Genomic DNA, 17,807 nt, shown 5'->3' on the forward strand with positions numbered 1-17,807 from the left:
AGTCTACCGGGTCTGGTTATTCCCCGGTGCCAGCTGGGCGAGGCCGAGCATGACGTCGTCGGTGACGATGGCGTCGACACCTCGGTCGAGCAGGATGCGCATCGAAGCTGAGTCGTTGATCGTCCAGACGTGGACTTCGAGTCCCGCCCGATGCGCACGGGCGACGAAGTCGCGGGTCACGACGGGCAGGCTCTTGAATGACATCGGCACCTGGAGTGCGTCGAGACCGGCTGGCAGTGACGCCGGACCGTGATCGGGCAGGCCGGGCAGGGATCCGAGGGCGAAGAGAGCTGTCTCGAGGGTTCCGAAGGAGGTCCGGACCCCAGGCAGCGCTTCGCGCAGTGTCTGCAGCGTCGAGGTCGAGAAAGAGGCCAGTCGGAGGCGATGGTCGACATGGAGAGATCTCGCCGTCCGGACCATCGGCGCGATGCTGTGCGCGGCTTTGACGTCGATATTCCATCTGGCCTCGGGGAGTGCTTCGATGAGAGTGGTCAGACGCGGCAGCCGGCCGCCGGCCGTGAGCTCGATCGAATCGAGTTCACGGGCTCGCAGGTCGCGGATTCTCTGTGGTCGGCCCGCGATCCGGTCGAGCGCGGCATCGTGGGCAGCGAACAGGACGCCGTCGGCGGAGGCGTGGACGTCGGTCTCCATCCATGTCACTCCAGCACGATGTGCGGCGGTGAAGGCTTCAAGAGTGTTCTCACTCATACCTGGCCACAGTCCGCCTCTGTGGGCGATGATCTCTGCCTGAGAATTCATGGTCCAATCCTATGTTGCTGTTGACCTCGCCCGCGGTGTCGACAACTATGGTGGTATGAGCCGAACACAAGAACCGATCGAACCCGATTTTGTCATCGATTCCACCAGACGGACCCCTCGTGAGAAGGCCCGTTCCGCAGCAACGCGGGCATATGACTCGGCGAGCAGCAGCATGAAGAACGTTCGCGAGGCAACGTCCGGCCACCGTCTCATTGAGGCCGCGGAGTCCAGCGTGAACAAGGTCCTGGGCAATGTCTCCCACCGGATCGACGAGGCAGTGCGCAGCGGCAAGGTCGAGCAGGCCTTCGACAAGGCGCAGGAGACTGTCACCTCGGGAGCCGAGGGCGTGCGGAAGCTCGTCACGCGTAAGAGCACTGACGAGACGTCCACCGGCGACAAGTCCAAATGATCTGAAGGCTCAGTGAATCCGAGTCCTCGTGACTCGTCTCTCACCTCTGCGGCGCGCTCAATGAGCGCGTCGTATTGCTTTTGTAACAGTTTCTTAACTAGACTCTCCTCAGGTAACGATCCGATAACTTGGAGACACTGACGGGACAATTGCGTTCCAGCGTGCTCTTGGTTGTCGAGAACTCTGATCAAGTACTTTGAGGACTGACTGTGGGCAAACACTCTTCACCGAGCACCAAATCGACGGGCTCTCTCTTCGCAGCATTCAAATCTCCGAAGAAGTCGGGTCGGCATTCTCCCGAGCGTTCGACGAACACCGCGGGGGGAGTGCTCGCCGCAGTGCGCACCCGTCCGGTACTCTCGGCCTTCATCGTTCCCACCGCAGCCACAGCCGCCGTGGTCGCGTCGAGCCTTGCCATGGTGCCGAGCACCGGCGGTGGGGGACAGCAGGTCATCGCCGAGTCACCCGTGGTCATCCAGTCCGATGTGACCCAGGGCCCGGATGAGTTCCTCGACAAAGCGAAGAAGCAGGCCAAGGAGAAGCCGGGGAAGATGTCCCTCGAGCTGAAGACCGAAGCGCCGAGCCCCACCGCGCCGAGCACGGATTCCGGCAAGAACGACTCGGGAAAGAATGACGCGGGCAAGAAAGACTCCTCAGGCAAGAAGTCATCGACCGGCGGTTCCGGTTCGAAGGGCGGAAGCGCTGACGAGAACGACGGGCCCTCGAAGTCCGGAAAATCTGCAGGACAGTCCGGATCGTGCCCGATGTCCTACTACGGCGGTGGCGGAGACGGCTTCAACGGGCGCAAGACTGCCAACGGTGAGACCTTCGACTCCAGCAAGCTGACCGCGGCGCACAAGTCGTTGCCGTTTGGCACGAAGGTGAAGATCACCAATACGGCCAACGGCAAGTCGGTAACGGTGCGGATCAATGACCGCGGGCCATACCACGGCTCCCGCTGCATCGACCTGTCCAAGGGTGCGATGGAAGCAGTCGGCGGCATCGGTGCCGGGCAGATCAACGGCAAGTACGAAGTTCAGTGACCGCCTCTCGGTAATGTCTGACCATTGAGCTGAACTGTGCGCAGTGTCTGTTCGCCGAGGCGACTGCTCGGTCGCCTCGGCTCAGTTGCCTCGGCTCGATCGCCTCGGAATCGACGATAACGACGACTTCGACGATATCGACGACTTCGACGATAACGACGATAACGACGGTTTCCGTCCGGATTTCAGGGGCTGGATCACAGCCATCGTCGACGGAAGCACCGTTGATGCCCGTGCGTGGCGCTGATTCCGCACGGGTAAGTTCCGAGGACTTCGGAGATGGCCTTGGCAGAGTTCGCAACCGTGGATAGTCTGATGCCATCGGGGATGCCTGCCGGCTCCTCGGAACGGGTCCTGCGGAGGAGAGTGCAATGTCAGATCGATCATGTGACGTCGTCATCATCGGAGCTGGCCCCTCCGGGCTGAGCGCGGCACGGACACTGCAGGCTGCCGGCAAGGAAGTCGTCGTGCTCGAGGCCCGCGACCGTGTCGGCGGACGGACCTGGACCAACCACATCGACGGACAGATGTACGAACTCGGCGGGCAGTGGATCTCGCCCGATCAGACTGCACTCCTGGCCCTGGTTGAAGAGATGGGCAAAGAGACCTACCCGCGTTATCGCGAGGGCGACAGCGTCTACATCGCGCCCGATGGCACCCGCACGGTCTACAGCGGTGACATGTTCCCGGTGGCGGAGAGCACCCAAGCCGAGATGCAGCGGCTCATCGACACCCTCGACGAGCTCGCCGCCCGCATCGGGCCCGTCGCACCATGGGATGATTCCGAGGCAGCCGAGCTCGACTCCATCTCATTCCACCATTGGCTGCGCGAACAGTGCCACGACGAACTCGCGTGCGCGAACATCGGCATGTTCATCGCCGGGGGAATGCTGACGAAGCCCGCCACCACCTTCTCGGCGCTGCAGGCGATCCTCATGGCCGCCTCGGCGGGGTCGTTCACGAACCTCGTCGACGATCATTTCATCCTCGATCGACGCGTGGTCGGCGGAATGCAGTCGGTCTCCGAACAGATGGCAGCTGACCTCGGTGAGGGAGTCGTGCGTCTGGACAGCCCTGTGCGCACGATCCATTGGACCGACGATGCTGTCGTCGTCGATTCGGACACGGTAACCGTCCATGCTTCGTCCGCGATCATCGCCGTCCCGCCCAACCTGTACTCACGCATCAGCTACGTCCCGCACCTGCCCCGGCTGCAGCAGATCTCGCACCAGCATCAGTCGATGGGCCTGGTGATCAAGGTCCATGCCACCTACCCGACGCCATTCTGGCGCGAGGACGGACTGTGCGGAACCGGGTTCGGGGCCGACCGCCTCGTCCAGGAGGTCTACGACAACACCAATCACGGCGAGGAGCAGGGCACACTCGTCGGATTCATCTCCGATATCAGGGCCGACGAGATGTGGGCCCTCGACGAGGACGCCAGGAAACAGGCGATCGTCGAAGCCCTCGCCGAGTTCCTCGGACCCAAGGCGCTGGAGCCCACGGTGTTCTACCTCTCCGACTTCGGCGACGAGGAATGGACCAGGGGAGCATACGCGACGAGCTACGACCTCGGCGGGCTCCATCGGTGGGGTCCCGTCCAGAACGAGCCGGTCGGGCCGATGCACTTCGCAAGTTCCGACATCGCCGCCCACGGATATCAGCACGTTGACGGTGCGATCAGGATCGGGCAGGATACTGCCGCGAAGATCCTCAAGAGCTGAAGCTGAAGCTGACTCTGAGAGGATGAGCTGATGACATCGGCAACTCCACCACCCGCAGGCCCTCCAGGAGACGGCTCGTCCGCGAACGCTGCGAGTCACTCCGGTGGAGGCGCTGACGCTTCCTCATCCGGTCTGAGCTCGAAAGGCCTGTCCGCGGGCAAGATCGGTGCCATCGGCGGAGCCATCATCGGCATCTCGTGCATTGCGCCGGCCTACACACTGACCTCGGGACTCGGACCCACGATCTCCCAGGTCGGGGTCCACACCCCGGCGATCCTGCTCGTCGGCTTCGTGCCGATGCTGCTCGTCGTCTTCGGATATCGCGAACTCAACACGGCGATGCCCGATTCAGGCACCACTTTCACCTGGGCGACACGGGCATTCGGGCCCTGGCTCGGATGGATGGGCGGATGGGGGCTGATCTCCGCGACGGTCCTCGTGCTGTCCAACCTTGCCGCCGTCGCGGTGGACTTCCTCTTCCTGCTCCTGGCCCAGGTCTTCAGCGACCCGGCCATCGCCGACCTCACCCGTGTGCTGTGGATCAACATTCCCGTCACCGTCGTGCTCACCGCCGGCGCTGCCTGGGTCTCCTTCCGCGGGGTCGAAGCGACGGAGAAGATCCAGGTCTGGCTCGTCGCCTTCCAGGTTCTCGCCCTCGGCTGGTTCGTCATCGCGTCCTTCGTGCATGTGGCCAACGGGACGGCGTTCGATGCAACTCCTGTCGAGCTCGGCTGGTTCAACCCTGCCGAAGCCGGCGACTTCTCGACGGTCGCCGCTGCCGTGTCCCTGTCCATCTTCCTGTTCTGGGGCTGGGACACGGTCATCACGATGAACGAGGAGGCCAAGGATCCGGAGAAGACCCCGGGACGGGCCGCGATGCTCACGATCATTGCGATCGTCATCATCTACATCGCCTGCACCGTTGCCGTGATCTCCTTCGCCGGCATCGGCACCGACGGACTGGGCGCCGGCAATCCTGACAACCAGGAGTCCATCTTCGCGGCCCTGGCAACCCCGGTGATGGGGCCATTCGCGGTGCTCGTCTCGATCGCCGTGCTGTCGAGCTCCCTGGCGTCGTTGCAGTCGACGATGGTCTCTCCTTCACGAACGATCCTGGCGATGGGCCACTACGGTGCGCTGCCGAAGAAGTACGGCAACATCTCACCACGCTACAAGTCCCCGTCGGTGGCCACTGTGACCTCGGCGGGGGCCGCGATCGCCTTCTACGTGGTCATGCGGCTGCTGTCGGAGAATGCGCTGTGGGACACGATCACGGCACTCGGCCTCATGGTCTGCTTCTACTACGGGATCACCGGGCTGGCCTGCATCTGGTATTTCCGTCACTCGCTGTTTCGGGGACCGAGGAACTTCTTCTTCCGGTTCCTGTTCCCACTCGTCGGGGGAGTGACACTCCTCGTCATCTTTGTCACCACTGCCATCGACTCGCTCGATCCTGCCTACGGCTCGGGCTCCTCGGTCTTCGGCATCGGGCTCGTCTTCGTCCTCGGCATCGGCGTCCTCCTCCTCGGTGTCGTCATCATGATCATCCAGTCGATCCGAGATCCCGGCTTCTTCCGCGGTGAGTCCCTGCGACAGGGCGTTGACACGGAGTGAGCCGGGTGACCGAAGCGCTGGTGCCGCTGCGGCGGGTTCGCGACAGGATCGACCGGGAGTTCGACCGTCCGCTCAACCTCGACGATCTGGCCGCCTCGGTGCACATGTCCTCCGGACACCTGAGCAGGCAGTTCAAGGCCGCCTACGGCGAATCGCCGTACTCCTACCTCATGACCCGGCGAATCGAACGGGCCATGGCGCTCATCAGGCGTGCTGACCTCTCGATCACCGACATCTGCTTCACCGTCGGCTTCTCGTCCTTGGGCACGTTCAGCACCCGGTTCAGCGAACTGGTGGGAATGTCATCTCGAGCCTTCCGGGATGCGGCGTCGCACGGTGAGCACCAACTGCCGAGCATCGTCGTCAAGAACGCGCTGCGACCGGTCAGGAACGCTTCGCGACCGGTCAGGAATCGAGAAGTTCCCGGCCCCCGACCGGACCAAGATGACGTCCATGAATATCTCGATCAACGCCAGTTTTCTGCCGCATGTCAATGCTGAGGCCTCGTTGGTCTTCTACCGCGACGTCCTCGGCTTTGAGGTCCGCCTCGACGTCGGACAGGGCGAGATGCGGTGGCTGACGGTGGGACCCGTGGGCCAGCCCGACACGTCGATCGTGCTGACGCCGGCAATCACCGATCCGACCGTGAGCGAGAGCGAACGTGAGGTCATCGAATCGCTCATGGCCAAGGGCAGCTACGCGGCTATCGTGCTGGCCACCCCGAACGTCGATGAGTTCTTCGCCGAGGTGGAGGCAAAGGGGGCTGACATCGTGCAAGAGCCGATGGACCAGCCGTACGGACTGCGCGACTGCGCCCTGCGCGACCCAGCCGGCAACGCGATCCGCGTCCAGCAGCGTCCCTGATCGCCGGTGGAGGACAACACTGAGCACCACGACGTCATCCGCGTCCGCGGAGCTCGTGAGAACAATCTGCGCGACATCTCCGTTGACATTCCCAAACGCCGCCTCACGGTCTTCACCGGCGTCTCCGGCTCGGGAAAGAGTTCGCTCGTGTTCTCGACGATCGCGGCCGAGTCCCAACGTCTCATCAATGAGACCTACAGTGCCTTCGTCCAGGGGTTCATGCCATCGATGGCCCGTCCCGACGTCGATGTGCTCCAGGGCCTGACCACGGCGATCATCGTCGATCAGGAGCGGATAGGAGCCAACCCGCGATCGACCGTCGGAACGGTCAGCGACATCAATGCCAAGCTACGAAACCTCTATGCTCGCCTCGCCGAGCCCAATCTGGGTTCGCCGAACGCGTACTCATTCAACGTTGCCACGATCAGCGGCAAGGGTGCTGTGACGATCGACCGAGGCGACTCGAAGGAGGTCGAGGCCCGCAGCTTCTCCGTCAACGGCGGCATGTGCCCTCATTGTGAGGGCATGGGCACGGCCACGGACATCGCCATCGCCGAGGTGGTTGATGAGTCGAAGTCTCTCAACGACGGTGCGATCACGATCCCCGGATACAAACCCGGTGGGTGGAACGTGCGCTTCTTCTCCGAATCCGGCTACTTCGACCCGGACAAAGCCATCGGCGACTACTCCGCGAAGGAGCAGCACACTCTTCTGTATGCCGAGGGCGAGAAGATCGTCGTCAACGGGACGAATATGACCTTCGACGGGCTCATCCCACGGATCCGACGGTCCTTCCTGTCGAAGGACCGCAGCTCGATGCAGAAGCACGTGAGAGAGTTCGTCGATCGTGCAGTCGTCTATGCGCGGTGTCCCGAGTGCGACGGAACCCGGTTGAACGCGGCCGCCCGCGGGTCGCTGCTGGCAGGCAAGTCCATCGCCGAGGTAGCCGCGATGCAGATCTCCGACCTCCAGGCATGGCTCGATCAGATCGAAGGCTCGGGTGCAGACCCACTCGTCGAGTCGCTGACCGACGATGTGAGGGCCTTCGTGGCCATCGGTCTGGGTTATCTGTCACTTGACCGCAGTGCCGGGTCGCTGTCCGGGGGAGAGGCGCAGCGGATCAAACTCGTGCGTCACCTGGGCTCTGCCCTGACCGATGTCACCTATGTGTTCGACGAACCCACGATCGGTCTCCACCCGCACGACATCCAAGCGATGAATTCGCTGCTGCTGGCGCTGCGAGACAAAGGCAACACTGTGCTTGTGGTCGAACACAAGCCTGAGACCATTGCGATCGCCGATCACGTCGTCGATCTGGGTCCTGGCGCCGGCACCTCTGGCGGGGAGATCTGCTTCACCGGTGACCTCGCCGGGCTGAGAGCCAGTGACACGTTGACCGGAAGGCATCTGAGCTATACCGCTGACCTCAAATCATCGACCAGGCAGGGGAGCGGCGCCCTGGAGATCAGGGGAGCGGACTCCCACAATCTGCGCACCATCGATGTTGATGTGCCCTTGGGCATGCTCACAGTGGTCACCGGAGTCGCGGGTTCGGGCAAGAGCACGCTCATCGAAGGATCGTTGGCCGGTCGTGACGGTGTGGTGATGATAGACCAAGCTGCCATCAAGGGCTCACGACGCAGCAACCCCGCCACCTATACCGGCCTGCTCGAGCCGGTGCGCAAGGCCTTCGCCAAGGCCAATGGGGTCAAGGCGGCGCTGTTCAGTGCGAACTCCGAAGGAGCGTGCCCTGTGTGCAATGGGGCCGGGGTCATCTATTCGGATCTTCCGATGATGGCGGGAATGTCGGCGCCATGCGATGCGTGCGAGGGCAAGGGCTTCCAGGCTGAGGTTCTCGAATACACCTTGGGCGGGAAGAACATTCGGGAAGTTCTCGATCTGCCGGTGGCTGCTGCGGTCGAGTATTTTGCGGCGGGGGAGTCGAGGCTGCCGGCTGTGGGCCGGATCCTCGGTCATCTCGCCGAGGTGGGGCTTGGCTACCTGAGCCTGGGCCAACCGTTGACGACGCTGTCTGGTGGTGAGCGCCAACGGCTGAAGCTGGCAACTCATCTGTCGGCCAAAGCGGCGGACGCGGCGCAGGTGATCATTCTCGACGAACCGACGACGGGACTGCACCTGGCCGATGTGGAGAATCTGCTGGAGGTCCTCGACGGCCTCGTCGACTCCGGGCGTTCCGTCATCGTCATCGAGCATCATCAGGCAGTCATGGCCCACGCCGATTGGATCATCGACCTGGGACCGGGCGCCGGACATGACGGGGGACTCGTGGTGTTCGAAGGCACACCGTCGGCCCTGGTGGACACGGCTGCAGGACCGAATCCGTCGCTGACTGCTCAGTACCTGGCAGCGTATGTGAACAGATAGACACTCAGTTCGCGTTGTGACTTCTGTGAGGCGATTCGGATAGCTCTGCACTGGATTGAGGTTCACATGAGGACTCATCTTCGTTACGGTGTGTAACGGCCCGATAACGATTGGGCTGTGAGATCCAACTGCAGTCGAAGTACGGAGATGACAACAGTGAACCTCGTTAGCACCAGCCTCCGCAAGGCCGCCCTCGTCGTCGGAGCGGGCGCGATCGTCGCCGGCGGAATGACAGGAATGAGCGCACCGGCGCAGGCCGCGTCAGGAGGCGTCTGGGACAAGGTCGCCGAATGCGAATCCGGCGGTGATTGGCACATCAACACCGGAAACGGCTACTACGGCGGACTCCAGTTCTCGAAGCAGACGTGGAACGGATTCGGCGGAAAGGGCACCGCGGACGATCACAGCAAGAAGGAACAGATCCGCATCGCTCAGAAGGTCCTCAAGAAGCAGGGTCCAGGCGCATGGCCGACCTGCGGCAAGAAGGCAGGCCTGACCAAGAGCAACGGCGCTGCCGATGACGGCGGCGGAAGCGACAGCGGAGATTCCGGCAAGGTCGGCCTCGGCGGTAGCTGAGCCGGAACCTTCACAGGTATGACGGCCCGATACCAGACAGATCGTCGCTGACGAGATGTCGTCGGTGACCGAACACCTGCACATGCGATATACGCCCCGACGGCCGCAGACGTCTTGCACGTTGTCTGCGGCCGTCGGTGGATTCACGCATCGTTCTGTGTCACGCACCGTTGCAGGCAGATCATGTGCCAGTGAATTCACCGTGGCCCAATTCGCCGTGGCCGTGATGCCGTAATGATGCCTGCAGTGTTGTCTATACAGCCGTCGACAGCCCCACTTCCAGGCCAGTGGGTATAACGCCGATAATATACATTATGTTAAGTAAACTCACGAAGGTGCCTCCCCGGTTCCATGAGAACGAGCTGCTGGGGTCGATTCTCTGATCGAGTGTCGATTCCCTAACCGCATGCCAGCCGCATGTCGATCCTCTGGTTTCATGGGCTTCATGCCGATTCTCTGACCACTCAGCAAGTCCCGTGGCTCTCGGTGTTGCCTACCGGCCAGAGACTGCTTGCCTGCCGGCCAGAGATTGCTTGCCTACCTGCCAGAGATTGCCAGCACGCGTTCGGCATGTGACCCAGACGACTCTCGCTTCGTCGGCGGACGATATCCACCTGGCGCTCCGAGTTCGACGATGAGTTCGGATAGGTCGGTGGTCATGTATTCCGCGAGATCGTCGTCGATCGGCCACGGTGTGCCCGTCCCGACAGACAGGTCTGCCGCGTGGAGCGCAAGTTCGAGAATTCGCATCCGCACGAGCTGAGTACCGGGCATCGAGCCGATGCGATGCGGGACGCTCTGATCCAAGTCGCACTCCCCTGCAACCTGCCTGAACGCTCGTTCATGCGCCCAGAACGATTCCACGAGATCCTCGCCGAGGTGGTTCTGGCCTCGCGTAGCCTCGACCTCTTCGGATGGCTTCTGTGCGAGCAGTTTCGCGTAGCGCAGTCCCCCGCCGATGAGATGATTGACCAACTCCCGGTTCGTCCAGGACTCACAGCCGCTGGGCAGGTCGATGTTCGCGGCGTCCACCCGCTCGAGAGCTGCGACCCAGCAGGCCTCGGCTCGGTCAAGATTGTTTGCGACGTCCTGGTCAATCACCGTCGTGTCTCTTCTCTGTCTGGTCCACACTGCATGCACTTCACGCCAGCCTCAGTGCACACACTGCACACACTGCACACGCTGTCGGGCTGCTCCCAGATGCGAGCTGCTCACCACAAGACGATACCCATCGATTCGGCTCATGCCCAGCATTGACAAGTCTCTTCTCGCCAGATGGGAAGACTGCCCGAACAGCTGCCCGCATGGGTGTCGAGCAGGGTATGTTACTGAGATACGTGATGTGGTTCACACTGGAGTGTTCTGCCTTGCGTGGTCCATTTTCGACCTGAAACCTCGAATATCTCGAATATCTCGAACGATGTCGAAACCGAAGTCTCCAACAATGAAGTGAGGAGCGCAGCTATGGTGCTGGCAAGTGAATCGGCCGACTACATCGGGCTCGCAAATGCCCCCGTCCTCTGGATCCTGGCAATGGCCGTCATGGGCGTCGTCGTGATTCAATCACTGATCTACATGACCGCAGTCAAGAAGAACGCCGAATCTGCAGGGATGACGCAACAGGAAGTCAGGACGGCATTTCGTGCCGGCGGTGTTGCGGCCATCGGACCATCACTGTCCGTCGTGCTCGTAGCGATCGCCCTGCTTCCGCTGTTCGGCACTCCCCCGGTCGTCGTCCGGGTCGGTCTCATCGGATCGGCGGCCACCGAGGTCGCCTCCGCATCGATCGCCGCCGGCACGATGGGAGCCAGCCTCGGTGACGACACATTCACCCGCGGCGTCTTCATCGTGGCCCTGATGGCTATGAGTCTCTCAGGCGCCGGCTGGATGATCTCCACGCTGATCCTGACGCCGGTCTTCAAACGCAGTTCGCATAAGCTGGAAAAGGTGAATCCGGCACTGATGTCGATCATTCCGGGAGCAGCGCTGCTCGCGGCATTCGCCGCACTGACCTTCCGCGAGCTCCCGAAGTCACCGACCCACGTCATCGCCATCCTCGTCTCCGCAGCGGTGATGGGGATCTGCCTCTTCCTCGCCCACGCCTTGAAGATGCCGTGGCTGAAGGAATGGGGCCTGGGAATCTCCCTGGTCGTGGCACTCATCGCATCCTACTTCGCCCACTATGCCGGCCTCGGCATCCCGGAAGCCTGAGGAGATCATCATGTCGAACATCATCACCTCGCCCTCGCATGAGGCGTTCGAACGCACCACTACCAAGTGGGGTTCGATCACGCTGTTCATCGGATTCCTCATCGCCACCTCGGTGCCCTTTTACCTCCTCTTCGTCGCACATGCGAATGTGAACTTCGGAGAGATCCTCAAGGGATTCCTTGCGGTCTTCGCGGTCTACGGCGTGTTCTACATCGTCGAGCCGCTGACCTACTTCCCGATCCTCGGTCCGGCAGGCATGTACCAGGCGTTCCTCATCGGCAACATCTCGAACAAGCTGCTGCCTTCGGCCATCGTCGCGCAGGACACGCTCGGAGTGAAGCCGGGCACCCAGAAGGGCGGATACGCTGCGACGATGGCCATCTGCGGTGCGGCCCTGATCCACGTCTTCTCGATGGTGCTCTTCGTCGGCATCCTCGGAACGTGGCTGGTCACGATCATCCCTGAGCCGGTCACCCTCGTGGCGAAGCTTTACATCCTCCCGGCCATCCTCGGCGGCGTCACGGTCCAGCTCATCGTCTCTCTCAAGCAGATCAAGTCGACGCTCATCGCACTCGGGATCGCGGCGCTCGTCATCCTCGTGCTCATCCCGCTCGTTCCCGTCCTGTCTTCCGGTGACGTCGCCATCGTCGTCATTCTGACGATCGCAATCACATGGTTCACCCGCAACAAGAAGGTGACAGACCTGAAGGCTACAGAAGGCGGCGACAATGTCGGCATCAACTGATGCCATTGTCTCGTTCAACTGATGCTATTGCCTCGTTGACCTGAGACCATCGAGAACAACCCCTAAGAAAGGACACCATGTCGCTCAACACATCGTTCCGGGACGCAGTTTCGGCCCACCTCGCCGAGGCGGTCGCAGACTACAAGGAGTTCCACCGCTCCCCCGAACTGTCCATGCAGGAGACACAGACCTCGGCAACGATCCGCGCGAAGCTCGAAGGCCTCGGCCTGACGACGAGCATCTTCGGCGGTACCGGCGTGGTCGCCGTGATCGAGAACGGCGACGGACCCGTCGTCGGCTATCGGGCGGACATCGACGGCCTGCCGATCGTCGAGGACACCGGTCTGGATTACGCTTCGGTCGCCGAGGGCACTCTGCCCGATGGTGCGACCACGAAGGTGATGCACGGCTGCGGCCACGACACGCACATCACCGTCGGTCTCTACCTCGCGCGCATCCTGGTCGAGCACCGCGATCAGTGGTCGGGCACCGTGGTGATGATCTTCCAGCCCGGCGAGGAGACAGGCGAGGGTGCGCGGGCGATGCTCGACGACGGAATCTGGGATTCGATCGTCAAGCCGGAGGCGATCTACGGCCAGCACGTGTGGCCCGGCAAGGCCGGCCACATCTACACGGCCAAGGGCACTGCGATGGCGATGTCCGACTGCCTCAGGGTCACCGTCAAGGGCAAGCAGGCACATGGCTCCCAGCCGGAGAGCGCTATCGACCCGATCGTGCTCGGTGCCTACATGATCACTCGGCTCCAGAGCGTGGTCTCGCGTGAGATCTCCGGACGGGACATGGCTGTCGTCACCGTCGGCACCTTCCACGGCGGGCTGAAGGAGAACATCATTCCGGACTCCGCGGAGTTCAAGCTCAACATCCGCACCTTCAACGAGGAGGTCCGTGCAGTCGTGCTCCAGCGCGTCGAACGCATCATCCTTGCCGAGGCGTTGGGCTCAGGTGCGCCGGAGCCGGTCATCGAGGAGATGTACCGCTTCCCTCGCTGCTACAACGATCCGGACCTGACCGACGGTTTCCTCAGCGCGGTCGGCGACGAACTGGGCGAGGACCAGGTCCACCTCGAAGGACCAGTCACAGGCAGTGAGGACTTCGGTGCATTCGGCGATGACATCGACGTCCCCTACGTGTACTGGTTCTTCGGTGGCTACTCCCCCGCGAAGTTCTCCGGAGACGAAGCGCCGGCAGGCAACCACTCGCCGTTCTTCGCCCCCGACGATGTCGAGACCACGCTTGAGACCGGAATCCGTGCCGGCCTCAGCGCTCTCCTGAGCAAAGTCGGGAAGTGAGAGGATGAGCGACGAACTGCGTTGGCTGTCCACCCGTGAGCTCGCGGCTCGCATTGCGTCGAAGCAGGTCTCGGCCCGTGAGGCGCTGCAAGATCATCTCGACCGTATCGATGCGATCAATCCGGCCATCAACGCGGTCGTGACGCGCGACGATGAGACGTCCATGTCCCGGGCGGCGGCAGCCGACGAGGCGCTGGCGCGTGGAGAGGTCGTCGGCCCGTTGCACGGTGTGCCGATGACCCACAAGGACACCCACGATACTGCTGGTATGCGCACGACCTGGGGTTCGCCCATCATGGCCGATCGGGTTCCGGACACGGATGCTCTCATCATCTCCCGTCTCAAGAAGGCGGGGATCAACACGACGGGCAAGACGAATGTTCCGGAGTTCGCCGCCGGGTCGCATACGTTCAACCCGGTCTTCGGCACCACGGTCAATCCCTATGACACGTCGAAGTCTGCGTCGGGGTCATCGGGCGGTGTCGGCGCTGTCCTCGCGGCGGGAATCCAGGCCTCCGGTGACGGTTCGGACATGGGCGGATCGCTGCGCTCACCGGCCTCGTTCAACAACGTCGTCGGATTCCGGCCCTCGAACGGTCGGATCCCGCACACGCTGCCGGGCAATCCGTTCGCATGGTTGGCTCAGAGTGGCTTCATGGCCCGCACGGTTGCCGACGTGGCCCTGCTGATGAGCGCGGCATCGGGTCCGGCTCCGGGCGGGCCTCGCTCGATCTCCGAGCCGGGCACTGTCTTCGACCTGCCGGAGTTCGAGCTCGCTGTGGACTACTCCCCCGATCTGCGCGGCCTGCGCGTCGGGTTCAGTCCTGACCTCGACGGCCTGCTGCCGGTCGAGACCGAGGTGCGCGACATCGTCGCAGGTTCGGTGAACGTGTTCACAGAGCTGGGAGCCGGTGTTGACGACACGATCCCCGACCTCGGCGATGCTGATGAGGTCTTCAACGTCCGTCGCGCCCTCGACTTCGTCCAGTCATGGGGTCCGCTGCTCGAGGAGCACCCCGACCAGATCAAGGACTCCGTGGTTTGGAACATCGAGATGGGTCTGGGTCTCACCGGCACCGAGGTGGTGTCTGCCGATCGTGCCCGCGGTCGCCTCTACGGTGAGGTCGAGAGATTCTTCGGCGACCATGATGTGCTGGCGCTGACGACGTGTCAGGTGCTGCCGTTCGACGCGTCCATCGAGTATCCGAGCGAGATCAACGGCGTCCACCTCGAAAGCTATCTCGACTGGATGCGGGCGCTGTGCCTGATCTCGGCCACAGGGTGCCCGGCGATTTCCGTGCCTGCCGGCTTCTCAGCCTCGGGCCTGCCGGTTGGAATCCAGCTTGTGGCCAAGCCTGGTGCCGACGTGTCCCTCTTGCGGGTCGCCCACGCATTCGAAGCTGAAACGGAGTTCCACAAGCGCCATCCGGCACTCTGAGAGCCCTTGGGCAGATCTGAGGTGTCTTGGGCAGAGGAGGATTCTGCGCTCAGGATTCGGCGTCGATGCCCTGAGCCTCCGCGATGGTCGAGATCTCCTCGGCCATCGCGATGTCCTTGTCGGTGATCGATCCAGCGTCGTGGGTCGTCAGCGTGATGTCGACGTGCGGATACCGCAGATCGACATCCGGATGATGACCCGCGGCCTCTGCTGCGTCGGCGATTCCGTTGATGAAGGCCACTCCGGCCACGAACGATCCGGTGAGGAATCGTGCGTGAAGTGCGTCGTCGGCCCTCTGCCACTGGGTGAGTGCGTCAATTCGTTCCTGCATGCCACCAGCTTGGCACCGTGACCGGGTGAGTGTCTATGGCCAGCCCATCGGCATTCGCACCGAGTCCGGTGGGCGCGGGCGTAGGTGTGGCATGCCTCAGCATTGTTTGCCGAGCCTTCCCACACTGGAACCGTTCTAGAAAAGGTGCCAAGCTGTACACCATGAAGGCGGAACTTCTCCGCCTCGATTCGCAAAGGAGATACATATGCACTTGAGCCCCGCTATGCAGAAGGTCCTCGGCGAGCAGGTCACCCTCGAGCTCGAAGCGTCGATGGTCTACCTGCAACTGTCCATTCAGCTCGACGATCTCGACCTGCCCGGCATGACGCGCTGGATGCGCGCACAGTCCGAGGAGGAGCAGGTCCATGCTGCCAAGTTCATCCAGCACAGCCTCGATCGTGGCTTCTCTCCTCAGATCGGCGACATCGCCGCTCCGAAGGTGTCGGGTTCTTCCCCGATCGACTACTTCAAGGCTGCACTCACTCATGAGGAGAAGGTCTCCGAGTCGATCCGCAACCTCTACCGCACCGCGCAGACCGAGGGCGACCTCGACGTTCTGCCGCTGCTGCACTGGTTCATCGACGAGCAGGTCGAAGAGGAATCGACGATCTCCGAGATCATCGGTCGCCTCGAGCACGTCGGTGACAGCGGCTCGGGCCTGCTGAGCATCGATTCCGAGCTCGGTGCTCGCCACCCGGATATCACTGCGGGCGAATGATCGCCTGGATGTGAGACACAGCTGTGAGCGGCCGGATCCCTTCTGGGGTCCGGCCGCTCACTGCATTCACTTCTGTCGTCATCATTCACTTCTATCGTCATCGCAAGCCCACGACGGCTCCTCAGCCGAGGACGGTCTGTCCGATGAGCAGGACCAGGGGAAGTGTGAGCAGCATGAGGAGGGTCTGCACTGCGATGAGGGCAGCGATGAGGTCGGAGTTGCCACCGAGCTGACGGGCCATGACGTAACCGGAACTCGCCGTTGCCAGTGCCTGGAAGATCAGTGCGACCATGGCCGCTGTGCGAGGCACGTCGAACAGGACGAGGGCCAGAATCGTCAGTCCCGGCAGGACGAGAAGTTTGAGGACGCTTGAGGTCGCCATGGCCCCAGCATGGTCGCGGATCGAGACGGGGCGTAGACCAGCGCCCACACAGATGAGACCGATGGGCAGGGCCGCTGCTGCCAGGGGCGAGAGAACCGAGTCCACGACCTCGGGCATCGGGGCGCCGGTGAGGTTGAAGACTCCCCCGGTAGCGCAGCCGAGGACCAATGGGTTCGTCGCGACTGTGCGGACGATGGCGGCCAGGGAGCTGGGCCCGGTGCGGAGGAACTCGAAGCCGAGGCTCGAGATGATGTTCACGGTGGGGACGAGGACGGCGGCGACGATCGCGGCGAGTGCCCCGCCCTCGGCGCCGAAGAGACTGACCGACAGCGACAGACCGATATAGGTGTTGAAACGGATCCCACCCTGGAGCACCGAGGTGAACGACGGGAGGTCGCGAGCCACGATTCGACGGGCCGCGATGATGATGAGCGACACGATCACGGTGGGGGCCACGAGGGCCAGAGCAAGTCGTCCGAGGGGCACATGGGCCACACTGACCTCGGCGACGTTGGAGAACAGCAGCACTGGCAGCAGGCAGTAGTACGCGAGCTTCTCGGCTCCCGACCAGAAGTCGGGACTGGTGAAGCCCGGGAGTCGCCTGAGGCCGGTGCCTAAGAGGATCAGTGCGGCAACGGGGACGAGCGCGAGGAGGACCGGAACGAGACTCACAGGCTGAGAATTTCATGAGTTAGGAATGATTTCAAAGTTGAGTGTGTTTGACTCAATGTAACGACCTCAACGAAAGGAAGCTCATGGCTACACGTTTTGACCCGATCCGCGACCTCGATCGATTCTTCTCGGAAGTGACCCGCACACCCAATTCGACATCGCTTCCCATGGACCTCTACCGCGACGGAGAGGTCTTCATCGCCCGTATCGATATGCCGGGGGTCGATCCTTCGAGCATCGATGTCGACGTCGAGGACCGGACTCTGACCGTCCGCGCCCAGCGTCAGTCCGAAGTGGCTGATAAGGACGTCAAGTGGCTGACTCGCGAACGCACGACCGGCACCTACGCCCGCCAGCTGACTCTGGGCAATCGGGTCTCCCTCGACCGGATCCAGGCCAACTACCAGGACGGCGTGCTGTCGCTGACGATTCCTGTCGCCGAGGAGGCACGTCCGCGCAAGATCAGCGTGTCGCATACCTCCCCCACGGTGGCCACCGAGGTCGTCGAATCCTCTCCCGCAGCGAACGAGGATTCCACCGAGATCTGATCGTGCCGGGTCCTCAGGCATCGGGCACCTAGTGGTCTTTGCCGGAGGATGATGACACCATGACGAGCGGGCCGCACC

At 62.6% G+C, this 17,807-nt stretch carries 19 protein-coding genes; 15 read left to right on the top strand and 4 right to left on the bottom strand.

Annotation, left to right across the window (positions count from 1 at the left end; genetic code table 11):
* Positions 1-3: 3 nt before the first annotated feature.
* Entirely contained in the window at positions 4-759 is a 756-nt protein-coding gene (locus MPN20_RS03600) for a glycerophosphodiester phosphodiesterase family protein (RefSeq protein ID WP_242779616.1), read from the bottom strand.
* A 55-nt stretch (positions 760-814) separates the two neighbouring features.
* On the opposite strand from MPN20_RS03600, the gene MPN20_RS03605 reads away from it, so the two are divergent.
* The 9 genes from MPN20_RS03605 to MPN20_RS03645 all read left to right on the top strand — a co-directional run bounded on the left by MPN20_RS03605 (position 815) and on the right by MPN20_RS03645 (position 9,374).
* The gene (locus MPN20_RS03605; protein ID WP_242779618.1) at positions 815-1,168 is read left to right on the top strand and encodes a hypothetical protein; all 354 of its coding nucleotides are present in this window, start codon (positions 815-817) and stop codon (positions 1,166-1,168) included.
* A 209-nt stretch (positions 1,169-1,377) separates the two neighbouring features.
* Positions 1,378-2,211 (top strand): septal ring lytic transglycosylase RlpA family protein, encoded by an 834-nt coding sequence (locus MPN20_RS03610; protein ID WP_242779620.1) that lies wholly within the window; start codon positions 1,378-1,380, stop codon positions 2,209-2,211.
* A 43-nt stretch (positions 2,212-2,254) separates the two neighbouring features.
* Positions 2,255-2,458 carry a hypothetical protein gene (locus MPN20_RS03615; RefSeq protein WP_242779622.1) on the top strand — a complete coding sequence of 68 codons (204 nt, stop codon included), beginning with the start codon at positions 2,255-2,257 and terminating at the stop codon, positions 2,456-2,458.
* A gap of 124 nt (positions 2,459-2,582) precedes the next feature.
* Complete coding sequence (locus MPN20_RS03620; RefSeq protein WP_242779623.1) at positions 2,583-3,935, top strand: NAD(P)/FAD-dependent oxidoreductase; 1,353 nt, start codon at positions 2,583-2,585, stop codon at positions 3,933-3,935.
* 30 nt (positions 3,936-3,965) lie between these two features.
* Positions 3,966-5,549 (top strand): APC family permease, encoded by a 1,584-nt coding sequence (locus MPN20_RS03625; protein WP_242779625.1) that lies wholly within the window; start codon positions 3,966-3,968, stop codon positions 5,547-5,549.
* Positions 5,546-6,049 carry a helix-turn-helix transcriptional regulator gene (locus tag MPN20_RS03630; RefSeq protein ID WP_242779627.1) on the top strand — a complete coding sequence of 168 codons (504 nt, stop codon included), beginning with the start codon at positions 5,546-5,548 and terminating at the stop codon, positions 6,047-6,049. Before MPN20_RS03625 ends, MPN20_RS03630 begins: the two co-directional genes overlap by 4 nt.
* Positions 5,994-6,413, top strand: coding sequence for a VOC family protein (locus tag MPN20_RS03635; RefSeq protein ID WP_242779629.1), 420 nt, complete (start codon positions 5,994-5,996; stop codon positions 6,411-6,413). The genes MPN20_RS03630 and MPN20_RS03635 overlap by 56 nt, the downstream gene beginning before the upstream one ends.
* 6 nt (positions 6,414-6,419) lie before the next feature.
* Entirely contained in the window at positions 6,420-8,798 is a 2,379-nt protein-coding gene (locus MPN20_RS03640) for an excinuclease ABC subunit UvrA (RefSeq protein ID WP_242779631.1), read from the top strand.
* A gap of 156 nt (positions 8,799-8,954) precedes the next feature.
* Positions 8,955-9,374: a transglycosylase family protein gene (locus tag MPN20_RS03645; RefSeq protein ID WP_347566792.1), complete on the top strand. Its 420-nt coding sequence runs from the start codon at positions 8,955-8,957 to the stop codon at positions 9,372-9,374.
* A 537-nt stretch (positions 9,375-9,911) separates the two neighbouring features.
* Here the strand turns inward: MPN20_RS03645 and MPN20_RS03650 are convergent.
* Positions 9,912-10,475, bottom strand: coding sequence for a maleylpyruvate isomerase N-terminal domain-containing protein (locus MPN20_RS03650; RefSeq protein ID WP_242779633.1), 564 nt, complete (start codon positions 10,473-10,475; stop codon positions 9,912-9,914).
* A gap of 363 nt (positions 10,476-10,838) precedes the next feature.
* Here MPN20_RS03650 and MPN20_RS03655 point away from each other — a divergent pair, with 363 nt between their 5' ends.
* The 4 genes from MPN20_RS03655 (at position 10,839) to MPN20_RS03670 (ending at position 15,078) form a co-directional block, all read left to right on the top strand.
* Complete coding sequence (locus tag MPN20_RS03655; RefSeq protein WP_242779635.1) at positions 10,839-11,585, top strand: DUF5058 family protein; 747 nt, start codon at positions 10,839-10,841, stop codon at positions 11,583-11,585.
* A 10-nt stretch (positions 11,586-11,595) separates the two neighbouring features.
* Positions 11,596-12,330 (top strand): hypothetical protein, encoded by a 735-nt coding sequence (locus MPN20_RS03660; protein ID WP_242779637.1) that lies wholly within the window; start codon positions 11,596-11,598, stop codon positions 12,328-12,330.
* Positions 12,331-12,407: 77 nt separating this feature from the next.
* Entirely contained in the window at positions 12,408-13,640 is a 1,233-nt protein-coding gene (locus tag MPN20_RS03665) for an amidohydrolase (RefSeq protein ID WP_242779639.1), read from the top strand.
* Between the two features lie 4 nt (positions 13,641-13,644).
* Complete coding sequence (locus MPN20_RS03670) at positions 13,645-15,078, top strand: amidase family protein (protein WP_242779641.1); 1,434 nt, start codon at positions 13,645-13,647, stop codon at positions 15,076-15,078.
* Positions 15,079-15,127: 49 nt separating this feature from the next.
* Here MPN20_RS03670 and MPN20_RS03675 read toward each other — a convergent pair whose 3' ends face one another.
* Positions 15,128-15,409 carry a 4a-hydroxytetrahydrobiopterin dehydratase gene (locus MPN20_RS03675; RefSeq protein WP_242779643.1) on the bottom strand — a complete coding sequence of 94 codons (282 nt, stop codon included), beginning with the start codon at positions 15,407-15,409 and terminating at the stop codon, positions 15,128-15,130.
* 205 nt (positions 15,410-15,614) lie between these two features.
* Between MPN20_RS03675 and MPN20_RS03680 the strand changes: the two genes are divergently transcribed.
* Positions 15,615-16,127: a ferritin gene (locus MPN20_RS03680; protein WP_242779645.1), complete on the top strand. Its 513-nt coding sequence runs from the start codon at positions 15,615-15,617 to the stop codon at positions 16,125-16,127.
* Positions 16,128-16,248: 121 nt separating this feature from the next.
* Here MPN20_RS03680 and MPN20_RS03685 read toward each other — a convergent pair whose 3' ends face one another.
* The gene (locus MPN20_RS03685) at positions 16,249-17,181 is read right to left on the bottom strand and encodes an AEC family transporter (RefSeq protein ID WP_242779647.1); all 933 of its coding nucleotides are present in this window, start codon (positions 17,179-17,181) and stop codon (positions 16,249-16,251) included.
* Positions 17,182-17,264: 83 nt separating this feature from the next.
* Here MPN20_RS03685 and MPN20_RS03690 point away from each other — a divergent pair, with 83 nt between their 5' ends.
* Positions 17,265-17,729, top strand: a complete 465-nt coding sequence (locus tag MPN20_RS03690; protein ID WP_242779649.1) for an Hsp20/alpha crystallin family protein — start codon at positions 17,265-17,267, stop codon at positions 17,727-17,729.
* Positions 17,730-17,807 lie beyond the last annotated feature (78 nt).

It is taken from the genome of Brevibacterium sp. ZH18 (assembly GCF_022748595.1).
GTDB lineage: Bacteria > Actinomycetota > Actinomycetes > Actinomycetales > Brevibacteriaceae > Brevibacterium.

What these genes read in the sequence shown, in the direction of transcription:
- MPN20_RS03665 (WP_242779639.1), top strand. Translation starts at nt 12,408, where the DNA reads ATGTCGCTCAACACATCGTTCCGGGACGCAGTTTCGGCCCACCTCGCC.
- MPN20_RS03600 (WP_242779616.1), bottom strand. Translation starts at nt 759, where the DNA reads ATGAATTCTCAGGCAGAGATCATCGCCCACAGAGGCGGACTGTGGCCA.
- MPN20_RS03620 (WP_242779623.1), top strand. Translation starts at nt 2,583, where the DNA reads ATGTCAGATCGATCATGTGACGTCGTCATCATCGGAGCTGGCCCCTCC.
- MPN20_RS03670 (WP_242779641.1), top strand. Translation starts at nt 13,645, where the DNA reads ATGAGCGACGAACTGCGTTGGCTGTCCACCCGTGAGCTCGCGGCTCGC.
- MPN20_RS03625 (WP_242779625.1), top strand. Translation starts at nt 3,966, where the DNA reads ATGACATCGGCAACTCCACCACCCGCAGGCCCTCCAGGAGACGGCTCG.
- MPN20_RS03605 (WP_242779618.1), top strand. Translation starts at nt 815, where the DNA reads ATGAGCCGAACACAAGAACCGATCGAACCCGATTTTGTCATCGATTCC.
- MPN20_RS03675 (WP_242779643.1), bottom strand. Translation starts at nt 15,409, where the DNA reads ATGCAGGAACGAATTGACGCACTCACCCAGTGGCAGAGGGCCGACGAC.
- MPN20_RS03660 (WP_242779637.1), top strand. Translation starts at nt 11,596, where the DNA reads ATGTCGAACATCATCACCTCGCCCTCGCATGAGGCGTTCGAACGCACC.
- MPN20_RS03690 (WP_242779649.1), top strand. Translation starts at nt 17,265, where the DNA reads ATGGCTACACGTTTTGACCCGATCCGCGACCTCGATCGATTCTTCTCG.
- MPN20_RS03655 (WP_242779635.1), top strand. Translation starts at nt 10,839, where the DNA reads ATGGTGCTGGCAAGTGAATCGGCCGACTACATCGGGCTCGCAAATGCC.
- MPN20_RS03635 (WP_242779629.1), top strand. Translation starts at nt 5,994, where the DNA reads ATGACGTCCATGAATATCTCGATCAACGCCAGTTTTCTGCCGCATGTC.
- MPN20_RS03680 (WP_242779645.1), top strand. Translation starts at nt 15,615, where the DNA reads ATGCACTTGAGCCCCGCTATGCAGAAGGTCCTCGGCGAGCAGGTCACC.